This is a genomic window from Glycomyces luteolus (assembly GCF_027622875.1).
Lineage (GTDB): Bacteria > Actinomycetota > Actinomycetes > Mycobacteriales > Micromonosporaceae > Glycomyces > Glycomyces luteolus.
Genome location: NZ_JAPZVP010000006.1, coordinates 1 through 19,574 on the forward strand (window position 1 = coordinate 1; position 19,574 = coordinate 19,574).

At 63.9% G+C, this 19,574-nt stretch carries 13 protein-coding genes and 1 pseudogene; 7 read left to right on the top strand and 7 right to left on the bottom strand.

Annotated elements, in window-relative coordinates; translation table 11 throughout:
- The first annotated feature begins 127 nt into the window (after positions 1-127).
- The gene (locus O1R50_RS08815) at positions 128-1,333 is read left to right on the top strand and encodes an ISAs1 family transposase (RefSeq protein WP_270109596.1); all 1,206 of its coding nucleotides are present in this window, start codon (positions 128-130) and stop codon (positions 1,331-1,333) included.
- A gap of 50 nt (positions 1,334-1,383) precedes the next feature.
- Here the strand turns inward: O1R50_RS08815 and O1R50_RS08820 are convergent, their stop codons facing one another.
- The gene (locus tag O1R50_RS08820) at positions 1,384-1,926 is read right to left on the bottom strand and encodes a GNAT family N-acetyltransferase (protein WP_270109597.1); all 543 of its coding nucleotides are present in this window, start codon (positions 1,924-1,926) and stop codon (positions 1,384-1,386) included.
- 58 nt (positions 1,927-1,984) lie between these two features.
- Here O1R50_RS08820 and O1R50_RS08825 point away from each other — a divergent pair, with 58 nt between their 5' ends.
- The 4 genes from O1R50_RS08825 (at position 1,985) to O1R50_RS08840 (ending at position 10,349) form a co-directional block, all read left to right on the top strand.
- Complete coding sequence (locus tag O1R50_RS08825; protein WP_270109599.1) at positions 1,985-5,191, top strand: NACHT domain-containing protein; 3,207 nt, start codon at positions 1,985-1,987, stop codon at positions 5,189-5,191.
- 527 nt (positions 5,192-5,718) lie between these two features.
- On the top strand, positions 5,719-6,204 hold the full coding sequence (locus tag O1R50_RS08830) for a hypothetical protein (protein ID WP_270109600.1): 486 nt from the start codon (positions 5,719-5,721) through the stop codon (positions 6,202-6,204).
- 623 nt (positions 6,205-6,827) lie between these two features.
- On the top strand, positions 6,828-9,080 hold the full coding sequence (locus tag O1R50_RS08835) for a hypothetical protein (RefSeq protein WP_270109602.1): 2,253 nt from the start codon (positions 6,828-6,830) through the stop codon (positions 9,078-9,080).
- Positions 9,081-9,143: 63 nt separating this feature from the next.
- On the top strand, positions 9,144-10,349 hold the full coding sequence (locus O1R50_RS08840; protein ID WP_270109596.1) for an ISAs1 family transposase: 1,206 nt from the start codon (positions 9,144-9,146) through the stop codon (positions 10,347-10,349).
- 50 nt (positions 10,350-10,399) lie between these two features.
- Here the strand turns inward: O1R50_RS08840 and O1R50_RS08845 are convergent, their stop codons facing one another.
- Together O1R50_RS08845 and O1R50_RS08850 are read right to left on the bottom strand one after the other, a co-directional pair.
- Complete coding sequence (locus tag O1R50_RS08845; protein WP_270109597.1) at positions 10,400-10,942, bottom strand: GNAT family N-acetyltransferase; 543 nt, start codon at positions 10,940-10,942, stop codon at positions 10,400-10,402.
- Between the two features lie 273 nt (positions 10,943-11,215).
- On the bottom strand, positions 11,216-14,572 hold the full coding sequence (locus tag O1R50_RS08850; RefSeq protein WP_270109603.1) for a hypothetical protein: 3,357 nt from the start codon (positions 14,570-14,572) through the stop codon (positions 11,216-11,218).
- Between the two features lie 953 nt (positions 14,573-15,525).
- Here O1R50_RS08850 and O1R50_RS08855 point away from each other — a divergent pair.
- The gene (locus O1R50_RS08855) at positions 15,526-15,882 is read left to right on the top strand and encodes a histone-like nucleoid-structuring protein Lsr2 (protein WP_270109605.1); all 357 of its coding nucleotides are present in this window, start codon (positions 15,526-15,528) and stop codon (positions 15,880-15,882) included.
- A 97-nt stretch (positions 15,883-15,979) separates the two neighbouring features.
- Here O1R50_RS08855 and O1R50_RS26305 read toward each other — a convergent pair.
- Positions 15,980-16,459, bottom strand: a pseudogene (locus O1R50_RS26305) (DUF4268 domain-containing protein); the annotation flags it as partial.
- Between O1R50_RS26305 and O1R50_RS08860 the strand changes: the two are divergent.
- Positions 16,421-16,810: a hypothetical protein gene (locus O1R50_RS08860; protein ID WP_270109606.1), complete on the top strand. Its 390-nt coding sequence runs from the start codon at positions 16,421-16,423 to the stop codon at positions 16,808-16,810. The pseudogene O1R50_RS26305 and the gene O1R50_RS08860 overlap by 39 nt on opposite strands.
- Positions 16,811-16,986: 176 nt before the next feature.
- Here the strand turns inward: O1R50_RS08860 and O1R50_RS08865 are convergent, their stop codons facing one another.
- From O1R50_RS08865 to O1R50_RS08875, 3 genes are all read right to left on the bottom strand, one after another.
- Positions 16,987-17,847 (bottom strand): TRM11 family SAM-dependent methyltransferase, encoded by an 861-nt coding sequence (locus tag O1R50_RS08865; RefSeq protein WP_270109607.1) that lies wholly within the window; start codon positions 17,845-17,847, stop codon positions 16,987-16,989.
- On the bottom strand, positions 17,840-18,496 hold the full coding sequence (locus O1R50_RS08870) for a hypothetical protein (protein WP_270109608.1): 657 nt from the start codon (positions 18,494-18,496) through the stop codon (positions 17,840-17,842). Before O1R50_RS08870 ends, O1R50_RS08865 begins: the two co-directional genes overlap by 8 nt.
- Before the next feature lie 196 nt (positions 18,497-18,692).
- Complete coding sequence (locus O1R50_RS08875; protein WP_270109609.1) at positions 18,693-19,574, bottom strand: hypothetical protein; 882 nt, start codon at positions 19,572-19,574, stop codon at positions 18,693-18,695.

Here is a 19,574-nt window from a genome sequence, read left to right on the forward strand (position 1 = left end):
CAGGGCGCGGGCGAAGGCCGGTGATGTCGGGTTCGCGGTGGTGAGACGGGTTGGGGTGCAATGACAGTGCAGACACGGTCCGGGCGATCATACGGGTGCTGAATCCTGTTGAACGCCAAGGAGAACCGTGCCTGCTCCGATATCCTCTCCCATCGCAGATAGCTTCGCGAAGCTGGGACCGATCGATCTTGAATCGGTCCCTGACCTGTGTCGGTACTTGTCATGGGTGCCGGACTCGCGCGGTCGGTGCGGACGCTGGTACTCCCTGTCCAGCCTGCTGGCCCTCTGCGCCGCGGCCGTGGTGGCCGGGGCGGTCACGGTTGAAGCGATCGCCGAGTGGGCTGCGGATGCTCCCTCGGAGGTGCTGGCGGGGCTGGGGGTGCGACGTCATCCGTTGGGCCGCAGGCGCTCGCCTTCGCGTCGGTGCCTGGTGAGGGTGCTATCCGGGGTCGATGCCGACGCGCTGGATCGGGCGATCTGCGCTTGGCTGGCCGCCCGGCGCGCCGCTGCGTCCTGCGAGGTCGATGCCAATGCCGCTCTGCAGGCGGTCGCGGTCGACGGGAAGACCTTGCGCGGCTCGAAGAACGCCGGTGGGAAGCGGGTCCACCTGCTCTCGGCGGTCGATCATGCCGCGGCGGTCACGCTCGCGCAGCGGAACGTCGGGGTCAAGACCAACGAGACCGGCGAGTTCACGAACCTGCTGGCCTGGATGAATCTCGAGGACGCCGTGGTCACCTTCGATGCGCTGCACACGGTCAAGGCCCAGGCGGCCTGGCTGCTCGATCAGAAGCGAGCGCACTATGTCGCGATCGTAAAAGCCAACCAGAAGACGCTGTACCGCCAGCTCAAGAGCCTGCCTTGGGGCGAAGTCGGGCGCGGCGGGCATGAGGCGGGGACCGGACACGGCCGATCTGAGTCGCGGTCGGTCAAGGTCTGCGGGATCGACCCGGCCGCGGGCGGGCTGCCGTTCCCCGGCGCGGTGAGCGCGATCAGACTGCATCGACGCCGCCAGGTCAAGGGTCGCAAGCAGTCCCGCGAGATCCTCTACGCCGTCACCACCCTCGACGCCCACCAAGCAAGCCCGGGCGATATCGCCGCCCTGGTCCGCGGGCATTGGACCATCGAGAACCGCCACCACCTGGTCAGAGATACGACGTTCGCCGAAGACGCCTCCCGGCTCAGGACCGGAAACGCGCCCCGCGCGATGGCAGGGTTCCGCAACCTCGCCATCGGCGCACTCCGCCTCGCCGGCGTCGACAACCTCGCCAAAGCGACCCGACACAACGCGCGAAACCATTACAGGCCACTGCCATTCATCGGCATCACGGCATAACCGACCAGACCGACAGTCGCCCATGCCGTGCTGGATCGTCGGGGACCGGATCAGGCGTCCTGGCCACCCGGGACGTCGAGCACGTAGAGCTGGTGCGGGTAGGTGACGCCAAGGTAGATCTCGTTCCGAGTCTTGCCACCCCAGACGAAACCGAGCCGCTTGACGAGAGACCCAGACTTGACGTTCTCAGGGTAGATACAAGCGGTTACGCGGCTGATGCCCAGGTCGCCGTGCAGGTAGCCGAGCATGGCGTTCACCGCTTCGGCCATGTAGCCCGATCCTTGGGCGGACGGGAGCAGGTCATAGCCAATTTCGGCCGAGCCCGCTGCTTGGTCCCAGCAGTGGAAGCCGCAGGTCCCGATAGGCGCTCCGTCGTCCTTCCTCACCAGCACCCAGCGGTGGCAGTCGCCAGCGTTTCGGGTGGTGTAGTCGGTGACGATCTCGTCGGCCCCGGCCAGATCGATGACAGGCTCCGCGTCGAACAGGTAGCGATTGACCTCGATGTTGGAGAACAACCGGAAGATAAAGTCGCGGTCATCGGCAGAAATGCCGTGCAGCAGCAGACGCTGCGTCTTCAGGTCGTCGAACTCCACCGAACGAGCCTACAGCGAGAGACGAGGCCGAGGCACGAAGGGTACGCACCTGGTGCCGATGGCGATGACGCTCGCGGCCACCGCAAACCCCTGCCATTCATCAGCATCCAGAAATAACCAACAAGTCAGACCTTCGCCCATGCCCTGCGTTCTGAAGCGGGCGCGGGTGCTGCATCTGCCGCACACCTCCGGGAGGGGAACCGCTACCGACCTCCTGGCAGCGCTCATGGACCGCGTTGTCGCCAACGATCAAGGCCTGCAGGCGGTACGAGTGCTCGCCGACTTCTTTCACCGCCAGGCCGGGGAGGCCTTGGGCAGCGGGATCCACGACTGGATTGCCGAGCTGCACCGGACCGGTCTTGTGGTGATCGCGAAACACGGCGGCCCCGCTAGCATGCACGCTGCCGCGAGAATGAACGCCGTCAGCGCCTATCGCGACCATCTGCGAGCCGACGCCGGCAGGATTGACCTGTCCTTGCTCGCAGAAGACCTGTCACCCATCATTGAAGATAACCTCGTCGACGGCCTGCGGATCAGCGGCGAGTACGAACGACTACCTCAACACCTCCTGCCATGCCTGCGGCGCTGGCGACGGATGCTCCTCGTCGGCCAACCAGGTTCCGGAAAATCGGTCGCACTAAGAGAAATCGCAGCACACTGTGTAGACCATCCCCATGCGCCTGTCCCCATCCGGGTTTCACTCCCGCGCTTGATGGAGCAGGAGCCCGATTCATGGTCCATCGCCAAGATCATCGACGCTGCCGCCGCCAATGCCGTCACCGCCGACCATCGCACCGCACTCGCCGAGTACCTGTCGAACGAGGTGGGCCACGGTCGAGCCATACTGCTCTGCGACGGCCTCGACGAATGCGATGCACGAGCCCCGTGGGCTGCCCAGCAGCTAAGCGAAGTCCTCAGCAAGATACATCCGAAGACCGGGTTCGTGCTGGCGACGCGGGCCAGTGCTCAGGCCACCGCCGTACGGCTGCGCCTGCCAACAGTAGAACTGGAGCCGCCCGAATTCCTATACGCAACGGTGTGCCGCGTCCTGGGCGCCTGCGCCGAGGCACGCATTCCCGAACCTGAACGGAAGCAGTGGCTCGATACCCGTCGCTCCTGGATCAGGGACGCCAGGGCCGAACACAGCGAACTGCTCAAGGTCCCGCTGCTGTCTATTCTGCTGGCGCTGGTATGCGCCGGCGCCGCAAACGATGACCTGCCCAAGGGACGTGCCGCCCTGCTCCACCGCGCCGTGAGCGAATCCGTCAACCGATGGGAACTGGACCTGCGGAAATCAGACCCGTCTCGACGATGGTCGGCGGAGCTGAGTGCCAACATGCTGTTGGACGGCTATGTCGTCCTCGGACGAATCCTCGACGGGGGAGCGACCGCTTCGCGAAACGACGCCCTGGATGCCCTCATCACGATGCTCCGCGACCCCGACCAGTGGGCCATGCCGCCGGCAAGAGCACATGAGGCAGCGAATGGGGTGCTTCGCTTCTGGGACGAGCATGTCGCCGTGTTCGTGGTGAACGGTGCTGGAGTCCTCACCGCCCGAAGCAAAGTGTTCGCCGAGATCGCTACGGCAATGTGGACAGCCACGTGCTCACAGGGCGAACTGGCCGCATGGCTAGCCGAGGCCCTCACCTACACCGATTCGGACGGCGCCATAGCGCTTGCCAGCGGCCTCAACCCCCGCATCATGGACGCACTGCTCGATGCCGGCGAGGGAGGGAACCGAGATGCCACGCTCATGGCCGCAGAATTCGCCATCCGAGGCCTCGCCACGCTCAGCCCAACCGCCACGGCGCGAACCCTCGAACAACTCGCCGACGGCGTGCACACCTCGCTGCAAGGAGAACTGCCCCTTGAACGATGGCCACGCGAGCCTTCGGAGGACTTCCCGATGTCCGAGGACCGCACCCGCAACCCTGGACCGTGGCCATTCGTCCAAGCCGCCTCCATGCTGCCAACGCCCGCTGAACACCGCGGCCGACGAAACGAAGTTCTCGCGGCCGCCCAGCTTGACAGCGGGGAGTCCAAGATCGCAGCAGCACTCTGCGAACTCACCGACGCCAGCGCTGACGCGCGCCCCTTGTCGATGCAAGGCGCAGCCCTCGTCACCTCTGTGCTGGAGCAGCCAGTGCCCGCGGACGACCCCTACCTGCCCAGGGAAGGTCAAATACGAATCCAATTGGCTGAGGCGCCGCTCCCTGATGGGCTTGCGGAAGTCGCCCTGGCGGCCGCAGGACGCCTTGATGAACTTGCCGACGGCATGGGAGAACGAGCGAAGCAGATCGCAGTCGATGCCCCGAGACACATCGCCCATCACCTTGACCTCGCTCTTGCCCTTGCTGGCATCGAGACCGTTCCCTGGTACGCGAAGCTGTCCTCCACGGAGGAAAAAACAACCATCTTCAGGCGCGCCGAAGCGACGTTCCTGGCCGATCTGGCTTCACTGGCCGAACCCGAAACTGACCAAGACGCAGGAGACCTGTGGTCCCTTTCCGAGGTATGCGATCTCGCCGAGGCCACCAGGCTCAGCGCCACCGGCATCCACGCCGTCGATCGAGCATTCGTCCACGACCCCGCAACGCTCCGCCGTGCCTGGCTGACTGCCATGGCCGACGCCCACGGCATCGACAAGGCAACCGTCGCAGCGCAAGCAAGGCACCTGCAACAGACGAGCTTGGCTGGTGACCAGCAACGCAGCTCGAGCGACGATTGGTATGTCGTGTTCGTCGAGGCCCTTGAACCACCCGCACCGCGAGTCGACATCGACGCCGCGCTCGCAGCCGAGCAGAAGACTGTACTGCTGGCCTGTCTCGAAGCAGATTCCTCGTGGATCGCCTGGGCAGCGGCCAACGTGCTCAGCGACCTCCGGAACGCCCCTTGGGATCCGCATGAGCTTCTGGCCAAGGACATGTCCAACTGGCCTCGGGAACGAGCGGCGCTGCTGTACTGCGTCGCGATCCTCTCGGCAGAGCCCGAATCCGATTCCCTTCTCCGACAAGCGGTCGCCTCCGATAATGCAAGCCACCGATACGCGGCATGGATCGCGGTTTCCTCAGTACCGCAACTCGACTCCAGCGGTGAGGTACTCAGCGCCCTGCGTTGCGATCCTGATCTTTCGGCCCGACCGGTCGATGCTTGGGTTGAGAACCCGCAACCAGAGTATTGGTCATGCAAGAAATGCAGGTCCCGCAACCAACTTCGCGACTATCGTTGCCGGACCTGCGATCGCGACACGCGGCCTGGCACATGAGGGCGGCGAAGAACAATGCAGCCGCGCCCGGTGCTCAGGATCGCCATAGTCGCGGTTGAGCGTGGAAAGCTGGCTTGGGGCAGTATGGAGCGATGAATTGGCGTGAGTTCACTGCAGCGCTCGCCGGAGACCTCGCTTGGACCTGCACGGGGTCATGTCATAGACTCGTACGCCCCCGAACTGGCCGAACACGACTCCTCTCCGAGTTTCCTTGTCCAAGTGCCGTACGACAAGGACGGCAATGATCTCACCGCAGAATTTGCCTCGGCGTGAAAGTCCAGCTTCTCCCCCAGCCAAGATCACCGCCAGGCTCACCTAGACACTCGTGTCCCTGCAGGTAGCATGTCTTCCTGCCGGTTCACAGTGCCACCTGTACTACTCCAACTGGCAGAGAGCGCGACTTCAAAACCTGCACTCTACCTGTGCGAACGTTCTCAATATCGGCTGCCGTCCCAGTCTCGTACCCGTGCACCTTCTCTCTTGCCAAAGCGACGCATCCCAGCATTTCAGTACCTACACTCTGATGCATGGTCAACCGCACGAGGGGATTCCTTACAGCCGACGGCAAAGAGGTCTGCGACGTATGGATTCACTGGCTCGACCCAACCAGCGAGCGACCCGACTTCCATACACTTCATGTCGACCCTCTCAGCCCAGTACAGGCCGACGCCATCAACAGCGGTAGCGCCGACGGCACCCTTAGACTCCTTGTCACCGCACCTGACAAGACGCCAGGCAACGTCGCGGTCGACAACCTCGAGCTCTTTCATCAAGCTGCTGCGGAGGACGAGGAGATCCATCTCAATCTCCTCGACGCTGACGCCTGGAAGTTCTTCAGGTGGTCGGCTGAAGATTACTTATTTGACTTGAGCTCTGAGCAAGCCAGATTTCGGAACGCCTCGAGGCACGACGTAATCGCCTCATCGTGTTCGGACATGGTTCCGGCCGCCGCTACGAGCGTTTCAGACTGGGCGGCAACAAGATTGCGTACCTTTTCGCTTCCGACAAGCTGAATGCGCTCTCCCAGAGCGCGAATTCGACGCTGGTCCTCCACGTCGAGCTGACGATCGAAGTGGATTGCTTCGAAGGTAGTCCATAGCCGTCGGCCGTAGCTTTCATATTCCTCTAGCCGGACTTGCCGCAACCACTTGCGGTGCTCAAGGTACTTGGTAAAGAGGTACCCCACGAGCGCGGCGAGTAGCGCGACCAGGAGAAGGCCGCCAACCTCAATCCACGCGGCCTGGATGACGTACCGTCCCGATTCTCGTGTGTGTTCATGCGCAGAGTCTCACCGACGGTTGCCGCGGTCGGCGACACGACATGCCGTACGTCTGGGAAGTGCCCATGCCTTCCCGCATCTCTGACGCCACCCTCGCCGCCGTCCTCGACGACACGGCGTCAAGAACGCGTTCACGCACGCGAACACCGTAAGCGCGGCGCGCGTGGCCGACGTGGCGTTGCGCCGCACCGCCCTCGCCGCCGGCCTCCTTGACGCCGAACGGCGCTCAGCGATGCAGGGAACGTTGCCGACCCGCAAGGATGCGCAAGCCGAAGCAGCACAACTGGAGCACTTGAGTCGCCTACGGAGTGTGCTTTGGGGCTGGCGGGTTTGGCCGAACCTACCTAACATCAGGTCGTGGCAGGAACACTCGGTTACACAGTGGCAGTGGAGCATACATACCAACGGCGGTTCAACCGGCGGGATCTCGGCGATGCGCTCGCAGGGTGCCACTGGTACATCATTTCGGCTCGGCCCGCAGTCCGCATCATCCCCGGCTCAGTAGATCTCGGCGAAGGCATCCTGACCGTCGCGTTCCGTGAATCGGGGATTGACGGCGCCGGCGAATCGGTCTCGGTCCACGGCGCAGCGTATGCCGACGACGATCACGATGCGACCTTCCATACCCACGAGGACGGCTCCTACTTCTCATTCCAGTTCCCAGGCGCGCACCTCCACGGCGACTCCTGGTCCCTGGCCGCCTTCCTTTCCGGAGGCGGACCCGCACTCGCACGCCACGAGATCCTCTACATCGGCAAGGCCTACGGCGACGGCTCACGCACCGCAGAACAACGAACCGCACAGCACGAAAAGCTACAGGTCATCTACGAAGACTTCCACGGCCAGGGCATGGACATCTTCCTCACCCCACTGCGACTGCTCAAATCGACCTGGTCAACTGACGACCACATCGACGACCTCGAGCCCGGCATCAACCTTGCCGAGTACAAGCGCGTGTTCGGCGACGACATGGGCCCCGTCCCCGCCATCTCCGTCGATCTGATCGAGCACAGTCTCATCTCACACTTCGCACCTGAGTACAACGTCAACCTCCGCAAATGGAAGGCGCCTCGGCAGACCTCACCCATGCGCAACATGCGGTCAGCCGGATTCCGGCTGCTGAGCGTACATCTCGACACCAGCGGCGGCCTCGCGCGATTCTCCACCACGACCCAGCCTGAGGCCCGCCGCAGCCACTTCATCTTCCACGATGTCCCGCCCGCACCGCGCAGACCAGTCCCGCGCGGCATCAGCGCCACGGAGATCAGCGAATGGCGTCTGGGCGCTCGCCTGATCCGAGAGGCGCCAGAGATGTTCAGCGAACTCGCCGAACAGCGAGACCTCATGTTCCGGACGTTCGGCGAAGAGGCACCGCCAGCACGAAAGCCAGAGTCGGTCTTCCTCTCGGATCGAACCGGCAGCCAGTCAGCGCCGGCACCGCTGGCTGCCGACCTCATCGAGTCTGAACGGCGCCTTCGCGCCTCGATCGTGGACGAGCGCGCACGAGAAGCCACCGAAGCGATAGCACCGGAGTACCAAGGCGAGCCCACGTACGACGCCGCAACCGGCAGCATCGCCATCGGCCGCCATGTCGAGGACGACGAGCCCACGCAGTGGGTCCTCCATGACCCTCAAGGCAACGTGCAAAGTGGGTACCTTGTCAACGAGGACGTTCAAATCACGACGTCGACGCTCGTGGTCATCAAGCATCAGGCCGAGCTGTCAGGCAGGTTCGTCACCTACCTCTGCGATCCCGCTGACCGGCTCCATCTACCCTCCGCAGTTGAGGCACCGACCTACACGGGATTCGCGACCTCGCCCGAGGCGACAGTCGCCGCCGTTCGCAAAGTCTCCGATCTGGTTACCGACCGAGCCGCAGGCCAGCGCGAGCCGGTGCCCCACGGCCTGATGCTGTTGATCAACGATGCCGAGACGATCGTGGACTCCCCATCCCTGGCCTCCTCCATCAGCAACATCCTCGCGAACGGACCCAGGGTCGGTATCGGGCTGGTCGCGGCATTCAACAGCGGCGACGGCTTCACCCTCGGAGTTGAGCGCTGGCACGGGCTCGGCACCGTCAAGAACAAGATGTACGGCCTCGAGGTGCCGCGCTCGCTCCCGGTGTGGGCAGACGCCCTCCACCGCCCCTCGCTGGAGACATTCCCACCAGGCGCCGACCTCACGTTCAGTGTGTTCCATGACCACGAACGCCTCTACCTCGCGCTCTTGGCCGTCGTTCTGCAAGCCGCAGACCCTGCGAGAGCCAAAGCTGAATCCGACGCCTTCTTGAACGACAACTTCAAGAGCCACATCGTCTGGCGCCAGGAAAAGCACAACCCCCAGCGATTCTCGGGAAGGCTGTCCTCAAACTTCACCCAATGGTGCATTCAACGAGTCGACTCTAGATGGGTCCTCTTTCACCTCGTCACGGACGACTCCTACGATGCGGCGGCACCGCAGCACAACGCGTTGGGATGGGCGAACAGCGTCATGGACGCGCGGTACCGAACAGCGGCCTACAAATGGCGCCAAGGCCCGGCTCCCGACAGGGCGCGGGCGAAGGCCGGTGATGTCGGGTTCGCGGTGGTGAGACGGGTTGGGGTGCAATGACAGTGCAGACACGGTCCGGGCGATCATACGGGTGCTGAATCCTGTTGAACGCCAAGGAGAACCGTGCCTGCTCCGATATCCTCTCCCATCGCAGATAGCTTCGCGAAGCTGGGACCGATCGATCTTGAATCGGTCCCTGACCTGTGTCGGTACTTGTCATGGGTGCCGGACTCGCGCGGTCGGTGCGGACGCTGGTACTCCCTGTCCAGCCTGCTGGCCCTCTGCGCCGCGGCCGTGGTGGCCGGGGCGGTCACGGTTGAAGCGATCGCCGAGTGGGCTGCGGATGCTCCCTCGGAGGTGCTGGCGGGGCTGGGGGTGCGACGTCATCCGTTGGGCCGCAGGCGCTCGCCTTCGCGTCGGTGCCTGGTGAGGGTGCTATCCGGGGTCGATGCCGACGCGCTGGATCGGGCGATCTGCGCTTGGCTGGCCGCCCGGCGCGCCGCTGCGTCCTGCGAGGTCGATGCCAATGCCGCTCTGCAGGCGGTCGCGGTCGACGGGAAGACCTTGCGCGGCTCGAAGAACGCCGGTGGGAAGCGGGTCCACCTGCTCTCGGCGGTCGATCATGCCGCGGCGGTCACGCTCGCGCAGCGGAACGTCGGGGTCAAGACCAACGAGACCGGCGAGTTCACGAACCTGCTGGCCTGGATGAATCTCGAGGACGCCGTGGTCACCTTCGATGCGCTGCACACGGTCAAGGCCCAGGCGGCCTGGCTGCTCGATCAGAAGCGAGCGCACTATGTCGCGATCGTAAAAGCCAACCAGAAGACGCTGTACCGCCAGCTCAAGAGCCTGCCTTGGGGCGAAGTCGGGCGCGGCGGGCATGAGGCGGGGACCGGACACGGCCGATCTGAGTCGCGGTCGGTCAAGGTCTGCGGGATCGACCCGGCCGCGGGCGGGCTGCCGTTCCCCGGCGCGGTGAGCGCGATCAGACTGCATCGACGCCGCCAGGTCAAGGGTCGCAAGCAGTCCCGCGAGATCCTCTACGCCGTCACCACCCTCGACGCCCACCAAGCAAGCCCGGGCGATATCGCCGCCCTGGTCCGCGGGCATTGGACCATCGAGAACCGCCACCACCTGGTCAGAGATACGACGTTCGCCGAAGACGCCTCCCGGCTCAGGACCGGAAACGCGCCCCGCGCGATGGCAGGGTTCCGCAACCTCGCCATCGGCGCACTCCGCCTCGCCGGCGTCGACAACCTCGCCAAAGCGACCCGACACAACGCGCGAAACCATTACAGGCCACTGCCATTCATCGGCATCACGGCATAACCGACCAGACCGACAGTCGCCCATGCCGTGCTGGATCGTCGGGGACCGGATCAGGCGTCCTGGCCACCCGGGACGTCGAGCACGTAGAGCTGGTGCGGGTAGGTGACGCCAAGGTAGATCTCGTTCCGAGTCTTGCCACCCCAGACGAAACCGAGCCGCTTGACGAGAGACCCAGACTTGACGTTCTCAGGGTAGATACAAGCGGTTACGCGGCTGATGCCCAGGTCGCCGTGCAGGTAGCCGAGCATGGCGTTCACCGCTTCGGCCATGTAGCCCGATCCTTGGGCGGACGGGAGCAGGTCATAGCCAATTTCGGCCGAGCCCGCTGCTTGGTCCCAGCAGTGGAAGCCGCAGGTCCCGATAGGCGCTCCGTCGTCCTTCCTCACCAGCACCCAGCGGTGGCAGTCGCCAGCGTTTCGGGTGGTGTAGTCGGTGACGATCTCGTCGGCCCCGGCCAGATCGATGACAGGCTCCGCGTCGAACAGGTAGCGATTGACCTCGATGTTGGAGAACAACCGGAAGATAAAGTCGCGGTCATCGGCAGAAATGCCGTGCAGCAGCAGACGCTGCGTCTTCAGGTCGTCGAACTCCACCGAACGAGCCTACAGCGAGAGACGAGGCCGAGGCACGAAGGGTACGCACCTGGTGCCGATGGCGATGACGCTCGCGGCCACCGCAAACCCCTGCCATTCATCAGCATCCAGAAATAACCAACAAGTCAGACCTTCGCCCATGCCCTGCGGCTCCCGAGGGATCAAACTTCGGTTTCTATGCGACCTTCACTGAGTCGATCGAGCTCGTGGATCAATCATCGAACCAATTTGCGCAGATCAGCAAGTACCTATACGGCTTAGACATTGTCATGCCTACCCTGGCAGCTCTTCTTGATCGACCATCTCGGTAAGGTCGTTGACCGTGCAAAACGGGACCTTCGGTTCCACTGCGAAAGCTGCAGCCTCTACGTGCCTGGTCACCATCAGGCCATGGATGCTCCAGGAGCGACCGGGGTCAGGTGCATGAAGTTTCGCTGCGACGCTGACCGCGTTTCTCTGAATGTCGGACACCTTGATCACTAGTTTGTCGACGTACTTCTTGGGCCGAAGAAAGTCGTTGATAAGTCGACGGGTCTGATAGGCCGAATAAGGCGTGTATGGGTCTTTTGCCTCGATTACCCAGATCCGTGATCGCTGTGAGTCGATGCAAAGCGCGTCGATTTCACCCGAGAGGTGGTCAATGCCGAAGTACTGTGCTTTCTCGGGTTTGATCGATCCCTGGACGATGAATCCCAGGTCGGCCAGAGCGGTGACACAGTCTTTCTCCAACGCGAGGTTGCGTTCATACCGATAGGCATCGAGTGCTTTGGAAAGAGGCTGCGGCAATATGGTGTTGGGCCAAGGGAGTCGGCCATCTTCCAGGTAGACGGTGAAGATCTTGAGCGCCGTCTCGGCGGTCCATGGCATGACCCATATGCTATCGCCGTGTTCAATAAATGGCCTGGTAGTGACTCGGTTGGACCTGCGCTCGGTCTCCCAATGCCGGATCGGCTCGGCGCTCAAGTCCGAACCTCGCAGTGTAAGCCAGTCGAGGGCTGCCGCATACTCGCCAGTGGTCGCGCCGACAGCAAGATCGGTGGCCTCGGAGATGAACGCTTCCGGGGTGGTTCTGGCGACCGGTGTGTGATCCGTGGCTTCCCATTGCGTTGCGACGTTGAGTACGCCGGCGAGGGCGTCGATACCAAATCCGAGCGAGGACTTCATAGCACTATCAATCGAGGCAAACTGCGGCAGTTGATCTAGAATCGCCCGGGCTTGATCGTCCTCAAGGTCAGAGTCAGCAATATGTTGATCTGTAGCGATGGGGACGGGTTCTGGGCGCATGGCGTTAGATCGCGCGCTCTGGTAAGCCGCCATGTCGACGTCGGTGGCTTCCTCGGAGTCGAGCACGTTGAGCTCGTGGAGATTGGAGATCTCCAACGAGGTCTTAGCAAGCTGATGGTGGAGGGCATCGCTGCGGAAGCATGAATCGATGCACAGGTCTGCGGTAGCGAGCGCTTTGCTCCACTGGAAGTCGTCGACGCGAGTTTCGCCTGCTGGCGGTGAGGCCAGTGCTTCCTCGAGGATGAACGAGATGACTCTGGTCGAGCGGGCGACCTGCTCGCGCTCCTGAGACATGCCGTCGTCCCCTCGAACTGCGAATCCTTGCCGCCATGAGAGGCGCCGATCGAGCATGGATCGTTTGCGGTTCGCGCACTCCAGTTGTGTGGCTGCGAACATAGCCAAGTCTTCGCCTTGTAGGTGCGCGATCTCGTGGTGGAATTGCTGCTTCAGCCAGGGAAAGACAGTCTCGCTTTCGAAAAATTTGGCGGCATCGCCGGTGAGGCTTCCCGGCGAGACGCCCTCGGCGAGAAGGTGCGCTGCGAGCTTGCGGCGCATGTCGTTGCGAAGTGACTCGTGGCTGGTCAATGGGTCTGGTAGGTGGCGCGCCTGTTGACGCAGGGAGTAACCGTCGGCCCGGATGCCTGGTGGTGCGGCTTCCCAGGCTCTTGTAAAGGATGTCCGTTGTCCCTGCTCGAACGCCTGCGCAATCAGCTCCCCGCACATCGTTTCGATCCCAAAGGAACTTTCGCCGAGCGCCATCTGCAGGCGGCTATCCCATCCGAAGGTGAGAATCCCGCCCTCCAGGCTTTCAAGGGAGAGCGCCGGGCCGCTGGCGCGGTCCTGGTGCTTGAACTCGATCCGCACGGAACCTAGCGCTGAAGCGCTAGCGGCAGTTTGGAACGCGTCAGCACTGTGAGTGAGCTTCCAGGCGATTCCTGTGGCGAGATCCCACAGAGTACCGCCCTCAGCAGGAGGTCCATCCGGGTCAAGCCTTGCGATGGCGACTGGGACGGACCACGGCAGAATCTGATAACACTGTCCTTGGTTCATGTCCCCCACCACGCTTCGGCGAGGGCTCTCGATCACCACGTTCGGCCATTCTCGCAGCGGCGGCAGGGCCAACCGCTGGAGCGCTCGCTCAGTTGCAGCTGATTTTGCGGCTTCCGCCCATTCAGCAGCGGCCGCGTGCGGGCTGAAAAGCATCGAATTCACGGTGACGCCACCGGTATAGAAGCTCTTGCTCGGCTTCCAAACCTCCCACATGTCAATGAGATCCCATGCGAAGACTCCCGCAATGCCAGGAGGGTTGGCGAGGTCACGCACGAAGTACCAAAAGTCCTCCCTGTTTTCCTGGGTTGAGTAGAGAATCCACTCGAGGTCTTCCATCGTGGCGAGCGCGTAGCCAGCCCCAATGGGATGGCCGGCCGTGGGACCTGCGCTCACCTGCAGATGCACAATCTCGGCATCTTGGGGGATCGTCCAGCTTCTTACAGGGCTCCGAACTTCGATGCCCGGCCGAATTTGCTCGAGCGTGCGAGCGCCGTCTTCAAGGCGGGCCTGCACCAGTTCAGGTGTCAGGCCGGTTGCAACGTCCAGCGCCAGGATCTGGCGCTCTCCAAACACGTTCAGCGAGTGGATCGGGCTGCTGGAGCCGGCGCTGATCGGGCCCAGGATCGTGTGGCCCGACCCTTCGAGGAGCCTCGCCACATGCCCAAATACGTTCCTGTGGAAGACTTCGTCAGCCCGAGTGCCCATGCCCGCCGCGTGTTCGGCAAGGTTCGCACCAATTGCTAGCAAGCTCTCAACGAGATTGCCTGCGGGGAGCCAGAGGGCGTTCCCGCGCCGCATCACACCGATCGCGGACCCGAAGACGGCAAGCGGATCTGAAGGCCTGAACTTGAGTTCCGCGGGTGGAAGGAAATACCGCTCTACCACCAGCTGCGCGCGGTCCGAATCTTCGCAAGCCTCAAGGAAGTCAGGCATCACAGGCAGTGTCCCCGCGGCGAGAAGCTCCGGCTCGGTGATCGATGGCGTGGCCCGCGCCGGTGCCATCTCTCCATTGGGCCAATGCGGCGCGAGTGCTTCTGCGACTCCACTGATCCGCCTCAGCACGACCTCGCCGACATCCCCAATGCCGAAGCCGAGGTCGCGGCGAAGGTACCCGTCAATCGACCTCGCCAGCAGGGCAAGCTGGTTCAGATTCGCGGACGGGCGCTCAAGAGAACCAGGGATAACCCGATACAGATCGGCGCCCCAGCGCGTGAGCACTTCGTCTCTGGCGTCATAGGGCTGCGCATCGTCCATCCTGGCGATTTCCGGGACCTTATCTGATGCGGCTTCAACCATCTTGGCAAGGTCCGCCGCGGTTGCGGTCCGTATTCCCTCTCCTCCTCGCGAGACAGCGGTGTGGAAGAGCGCAGCGATCGACAAGCCTCGCTGTGCAGCACGAGGGGAGACCGAGGCCGCTTCAAGCAGGGCAAGAAGGGACGGGAGCGAAAAGTGCCTGATGGGCTTCGCAAGGGGGTTGCCCCCCTTATGAACTGGTTTCTTCTGGCCTTTTGCCACCATGGTGCCTCATCTCAAAACAGCCATAAGCCGTTCAGAATACTGAACTTCGCTTCCGACTGGGGTATACCAAGAAGGGCCGGCGGGGGCCTACGAAGAGTCGTCGGAAGGCCACCCACCAGCCTGCGTTATTTGGAGTGATTTGGCCGTGGCTTAAGCCGTCTCGGTCCACTCCCAACGGATACCGCGGACGTTGAGACGGACTTCAAACACTGTGCCCACCGCGGACGCCGGAACGGCAAGGCTATTGGGATGCTGATGAGCCTGCTCGGCAGTCATACGGATGGGGTAGAAGATTTCCACGGATTTTCTGGTGAAAGTCATGACACCTCGCTCAGGTTGGGTTCCCTGGCCGGGTGAACTCTGGCTCAAGCATCCCCGATGTACCACAAAGTTTCAAGCGGGTTCACGAAACTCCTTGGGCCAATTTCGAATTCTCGCAAGCCCGCACGTACTCTCGCAGTGATTGATACGAGCAGGATCAGCCAGCGCCCCTCCGAAATACCGGCAGGGCTACATCGCGGGCTCCGACCTCGAATGCCGGGGACGTAGCGAGGTCATCAGACACTCGGGCGCAGAGATCTGCTTCGGCGGACTGCGCCTTCGCTACGATGTACGCGAATGCTGCACTAAGCTAGGCGCTCCGCCAGTCGGCACCCCATGCAACCTCGCGTCCAAACGATGACATGGCGTCGATATCGCGGACATCATTGATCCTGTTAGGAAGACATATCGTGGCGAAACAGACCGTTATCACGTTGAGCGATGACATCGATGGGGGCGAGGCCGCAGAGAGTGTCGAGTTCGGTATCGACGGCTACCTGTACAGCATCGACCTGTCGGCGGCCCATGCGGCAGAGCTGCGGGACCGGTTGACGGCCTATCGCGAGTTCGGGACTCGCCTCGGCCGCTATCACGCCCGGGCCGCCTCTCCAGCTCCAGTGAGACGTGTTCCGAACCGTGGCGGCAAGGAGCGGAACCTCGAAATTCGCCGTTGGGCCGAGCAGCAGCATCTGCCGGTGAAAGCCCGGGGGAAGATCTCGGACTCGGTGATCGCCAAGTACGACGCCGCCCACACCGAAGCGGCTTAACCGCTAAGTTCTCTGGGCTGCCTGCGGGAGGGGCTTGCTGGCCGACAAGCGGGTTGGGCTTGGACGCTAGCGCGGCGCTGAGTCCGGCGCGGAGCCGTTGTTGGGTGTTGATGAACCACTGGATGTAGTCGGGCCAGTGCTCGCGGTCCTCAATGGAGCCGTCGCGGGTTCCGGAGATCTTCGTTCGAGTCCCGGTGGCGTCGAAGGAAAGCGGGCTACCGAATACCTGTTCTAGCGTCACACGGTCCTCGATGAGGCGCGCGAAGCGGTCGTGGTCGGGGTCGAAGTAGGCGGAGACCAAGTGCTTTCGGCTGATGCGGACGTCGAAGAAAGCCCCTGAGGGGGCGCCAAAGGTGAAGTCGAGGCCCCGGTATGGGCGGCCGGCGCTGCGGCTGGTCCAGCCGAGTCCGAGTTCGTGTGTCCGGCTGATGAGCTGGGTCCAGAATTCGACGAGGAGTTCCCCGTTGAGCGTGGTCGCGGTTACGGTACGTGAGCGTGTCTTCTTGCTCCATTCGTTGGGCGTGACGACCGGCTCGAAGTGCACTACCGCAGTCGCACCGACATCCCAGGCTGTCACCTTGACGCCGAAGAAGTTGATACCCGGCGGCGTGTGCTGGTTGAGCCAGTCAAGCGCAGCCCGGTGTGGTTCTTTGAAGTCGGTGGCGATCCAGATAATTGTGGAGGCCTGGGTGCCGGCGGCATAGGTCAGTACCTGCCCGAGGTGGCGGTGATCGGTGGCTTCGAGCTGGTTCTCGATGATGACCGTTGCCCCGGTCACGAGATCGGTGCCGACCAGATCCAGGGAGAACTCACCGACCGGGTGCTCCCTACTGACGATTTCGATGCTCACACCCAGATCGATGTTGAGCTGGTCAATGTTGGCCAGCAGCCACGGGGTGAACGCGGTCGCTTCATGGCCCCAGAGTGATCGGACATCGATCTGCTGCTTGCGACTGATAGGAAGAGGGATGTTCGCACCGTCATGCATCAACTGACGGTAACGGGCGCAGCAGGAGCGGTCGATCGGCTGATCGGCCGCACCTCCTGATGCACTCTGGGCAACCGTCGACCGCGTCGGAGGCCGGGCGTGGTGCTCGGGTCGGCTCATCGTGGCGTCCGGAAGACGAGCACGTCCTCATGGGCGCGCAGGACGACTCGTTTCCCTTGCGCCCGGAGGTTCCTGGTGTTCGTCAGGTGGAAGAACGTCGCGTGGGGGCGGAGTACGGCTCCGTCCCAGCGCGACAGCAGCGCGACGCACCGGTCGGCGAGGTCGAATCCGGTCGCGAGTCCGGCTCGGACGACCAGGGACGGGAAGTCGACCAGGCGCCCGGCGTCGGTGAACGGCCGCGCGGTGACCACCATGTGCCCGCCGGGTTTGAGCGCCAGGTAGCAGCCGGCGAAGACCCGCTCCAGCCCAGAGGACAAGCGCGGGAGCGACGAGGTCGCCAGCGATTCGGCGGCCGTCTTGCCCTCGGCATAGCGGTGGTTGCGGTTGCGGATCGCTCCTCCGGTGACCCGGGCCGTATCGGGCTGGCCGTGGGTCACCGCCCCGTACGGCGGGCTCGTGAGCACCATGTCTACCGGTGCCTTCAGGCGTTTGCCGTCCAGCATTGAGGCGAGGTCGCCGGCGTCGCCTTGGAACACCTCGCCCCACTGGCCGCGCCTGGTCTTGAGTGCTGCCGCGACGTTCGCCCGGGCGTGGGCAACCCATTCGGCTTCCAGGTCGACGCCGTAGGCACAGCGGCCGGCCAGAATCGCTTCGACCAGGCTGGTGCCGACGCCGGCCATCGGGTCGAGCACGACCTCGCCGGGCCGGGAGTACCGCTCGATCGCGGTCCTGGCGATGGCCGGCCACATCTTCGCCGGGTGCCGGTTGCCCGCAACGTAGGCGCTGCTGCGCTGGCGTCGGGGTTGAAGCTGGCCGGTCGCCCACACGCTCGGAACGGAGATCTTCGGGTTACGCACGGGCGCCTCCCGACCGCTGGGCGCGCTTGCACCAGACGCCGACCGCCCAGTGCCGCTCGACCTCCACCTGCTCGCCCTCGGCGGCCTGGACGGCGGCATCGAGCGTTTCAGGTGCGGTCGCGACTAGGTACGCGGCGAAGTCGAGTGCCGAGGCTTGGCCCCCGGTGGCGTCGGTGTCGACGAGCGTGGCGATGTCGACCGCATCTTCGTCGGTGCGACCGAGGACCGCGAGTACCCCGTCAGGTCGCAGCGCGCTGATCGCGGCGTCGAGCCCTCCGGTGCAGTGGAGAAGCCAGCTCGAGGTGCACACCATGCCCAAGCCGCGCTCGGAGCGCAACTTCCCAGCGAGCGTGGTCCTGTTGACGAGATGGTGCGCTACCCGCTGACGGGCGGCATCGGACAAGGTCGCGAGCTCCCGAGCGCTAGCGGCGCGAGAGCGGCTATAGGCGCGGGTGCAGCGGCCCGAGATGGGTATCGCGGTCCACCCGGGCAGGTCGATCGCGGCCACCGGGCCCGTCGGTGCGATTTCCACCAGCAGCCCCGCCACGAGGTCGGTCGCTCCGTTGACGGTCCACACCGACAAGGGCACGTCCAGACCGCCGTAGCGGTTCACCGCCAGCGGCGGCTTCGAAGAATTTCGGTTCGGCAAGTCATCGTCTCACCGCACACCGATAGATCCAGGCTCCTTATATAGGCAGGGTGCGCGGCTCGTTCCGCGCCGGGTGCGCGGGGTGCGCGCACCCGGCTATCCACGCAAGCAGCGCGAAACGGTTTTGAAGTGGTCTCGCGGCGGCCGGTTGTTCAGCCGCGCAGTAGCTCTAGACCGGTGGCTGACCGCTGACACGTCATAGTCGCAGTCCCGAAACGCGTGCGTCGGCAAGGATGATCGGAATGGTGTTGATGACCAGTGGCGGCGCGGGGGCGGCATCGGGGATCGGGAGCAGCCGCTCGTATACGCCTTTGTCGTGGACGAGGTGGGCAGCCAGCCTCAGGCGGCCTTTTGAAGCCCGGTAGAGGGCGGCGATGCCGGGGGCGGGGCCAGGTCGGATCATCCACGACTGATCGCACAGGTCGAACCCGACCATGTCGGTTTCGCCCTCGCCGAGCGGCGGCTGGAGGTGTTCACCGGGTTGAGGCCGGCCCACCGCGAGCAAGAAGGGGACCGGTTGCGGGTCGGGGATGCCGCGGATGTCGGCCTCCAGTATCGCGGACTCCAGGTGCTGCTGGATCTGGTCGAGGTCCAGGCCCGCTCCCTGGGGCAGCAGGTGCTGCCGCGCCTTGAACGCGGCGATGGTGTCCTCGTCCCAGTCGCCGTCATTTTCGGGAACGTCGGGGCATTCCAGCAGCGCATCCAAGCGCGCGAATCCATCGGTATCGAGCGTGAACGGAGGAGGGTCGGAGGCGAGGATCTCGACGGTGTTGTAGATCGCGAACCGGTACCCGATCTCGGCGGCGACCGGCCTGCCGCCGGTGTCGAGGTAGGCGAGCCGCTCGAACACGGCTCGGGCCCAGGTGCGGGCGGACTCGGCGTCGAGTTCCGCAGTCGCGAGCGCGCCGACGATGGTGTGGACGTGACCGCGGGCCAGGACCAGAAGCGGCGTGGCGGGGTTGCCGCCGATCCTGTTGGTCTCGCGGGCGAGCGCCCGCTCTGCAAGTCGAGGGTGGCTGCGGCATTCGATCAGATTGGAGAGTGCGGCGCGGTAGCGGCTCAGATGGTGTCTGTTCAC